Source organism: Pectobacterium hainanensis (assembly GCF_046237015.1).
Lineage (GTDB): Bacteria > Pseudomonadota > Gammaproteobacteria > Enterobacterales > Enterobacteriaceae > JBJYIN01.
In genome coordinates, this window is record NZ_JBJYIN010000044.1 from 1 (window position 1) to 492 (window position 492).

1 protein-coding gene is annotated in these 492 nt (G+C 41.9%); it reads right to left on the minus strand.

The features are described 5' to 3' along the window. Nucleotides 1-52: 52 nt before the first annotated feature. The coding region (locus ACKPVM_RS20445) for an integrase arm-type DNA-binding domain-containing protein (protein ID WP_409311581.1) at nucleotides 53-492 on the minus strand (440 nt) is incomplete at its 5' end.

The following is a 492-nucleotide window of genomic DNA, read 5'->3' on the forward strand; positions in this document are numbered from 1 at the left end:
ATTTGAAAACCAGAACCTCGCTTAGGGCTGTGTCCACATTACGTGGGTAGGATCAGTAGCCTAACTTTTCAACTTTTCTGAGAGGGAGGAGTAGATTGCTAGTATCAAGTTCTGATACATCCTGTTGTCCAAGTTCTGGAAGAAGATAGGTTTCAATACGTCGCCATACCTTGACTCTATAGTCTTCTGACCATTTTGTTTTGGTTTTCGTCCATTCGAGAGCGATCACACCAAAGGAATGAGTGAGGTTCTTTTTTTTGTCTTGGGCTGTGTTTTCTGCTTTTTTCTTTGCACTGGGATCAATACCATTAGCAACAAGCTTACGAGCTTCATCACGACGAGATCTAGCTTCATTTAAAGAGATAGCTGGGTATACCCCCAACGCTAATAGTTTTTGCTTTTTCTCAAAACGGTAGGAAAGCCGCCAGTATTTGGAGCTGTAGTCCCCCCTGAATTTAGTCTTACCGCTTAATAGAGTTCTCTGGTTAAAAT